The organism is Streptomyces acidicola, assembly GCF_009377235.1.
GTDB lineage: Bacteria > Actinomycetota > Actinomycetes > Streptomycetales > Streptomycetaceae > Streptomyces > Streptomyces acidicola.
Map to the genome: position 1 here is coordinate 1 of NZ_VMNX01000520.1, position 1,338 is coordinate 1,338.

The 1,338-nt window shown below is 69.9% G+C and carries 2 protein-coding genes; both read left to right on the forward strand.

Translation table 11 applies throughout. The features are described from left to right. Nucleotides 1-846: sulfate adenylyltransferase subunit CysD (cysD, locus tag FPZ41_RS46525; RefSeq protein WP_152870930.1), on the forward strand; the 846-nt coding region annotated here is incomplete at its 5' end. 2 nt (nucleotides 847-848) lie between these two features. Then, nucleotides 849-1,338: GTP-binding protein (locus FPZ41_RS46530; protein ID WP_194236471.1), on the forward strand; the 490-nt coding region annotated here is incomplete at its 3' end.

Consider the following 1,338-nt stretch of genomic DNA (forward strand, 5'->3'; position numbering starts at 1 on the left):
TTCCGTGAGGTGGCGGGCGAGTTCGAACGGCCGGTGATCCTGTTCTCCGGCGGCAAGGACTCCATCGTCATGCTCCACCTGGCGCTGAAGGCCTTCGCCCCCGCGGCGATCCCCTTCTCCCTGCTCCACGTCGACACCGGGCACAACTTCCCCGAGGTCATCGAGTACCGGGACCGTACCGTCGAGAAGCACAGCCTGCGCCTCCACGTCGCCTCCGTGCAGGACTACATCGACCGCGGCGTCCTGCGCGAACGCCCCGACGGCACCCGCAACCCCCTCCAGACCGTGCCACTGACCGAGAAGATCCAGTCGGAGAAGTTCGACGCCGTCTTCGGCGGCGGACGCCGCGACGAGGAGAAGGCCCGGGCCAAGGAGCGCGTGTTCTCGCTGCGCGACGAGTTCTCCCAGTGGGACCCGCGCCGCCAGCGCCCCGAGCTGTGGCAGCTCTACAACGGCCGCCACGCCCCCGGCGAACACGTCCGCGTCTTCCCCCTGTCGAACTGGACCGAGCTGGACGTCTGGCAGTACATCGCCCGCGAGGGCATCGAACTGCCGGAGATCTACTTCGCCCACCAGCGCGAGGTCTTCCAGCGAGCCGGCATGTGGCTCACCGCCGGCGAATGGGGCGGACCAAAGGCGGGCGAAACCGTGGAAAAGCGGCAGGTGCGGTACCGCACGGTCGGCGACATGTCCTGCACGGGCGCGGTCGACTCCGACGCCACCACGCTGGACGCCGTGATCGCCGAGATCGCCGCCTCCCGGCTCACCGAGCGGGGCGCGACCCGCGCCGACGACAAGCTGTCCGAGGCCGCGATGGAAGACCGCAAGCGCGAGGGGTACTTCTAGTCATGAGCACCACCACGGAACTGTCCGAGACCACGCTCCTGCGGTTCGCGACCGCCGGATCGGTCGACGACGGCAAGTCCACCCTCGTCGGGCGCCTCCTGCACGACTCCAAGTCGGTCCTCGCCGACCAGTTGGAGGCCGTCGAGCACGCCTCCCGCAACCGCGGCCAGGAGGCCCCGGACCTGGCCCTCCTCACCGACGGGCTGCGGGCCGAGCGCGAGCAGGGCATCACCATCGACGTGGCCTACCGCTACTTCGCCACGCCCCGCCGCCGCTTCATCCTCGCCGACACCCCCGGCCACGTGCAGTACACCCGCAACATGGTGACCGGCGCCTCCACCGCCGAACTCACGGTGGTCCTCGTCGACGCCCGCAACGGCGTCGTCGAACAGACCCGCCGCCACGCCGCCATCGCCGCACTCCTGCGCGTCCCGCACGTGGTCCTGGCCGTCAACAAGATGGACCTCGTCGCGTACGAGGAGCAGGTGTTCG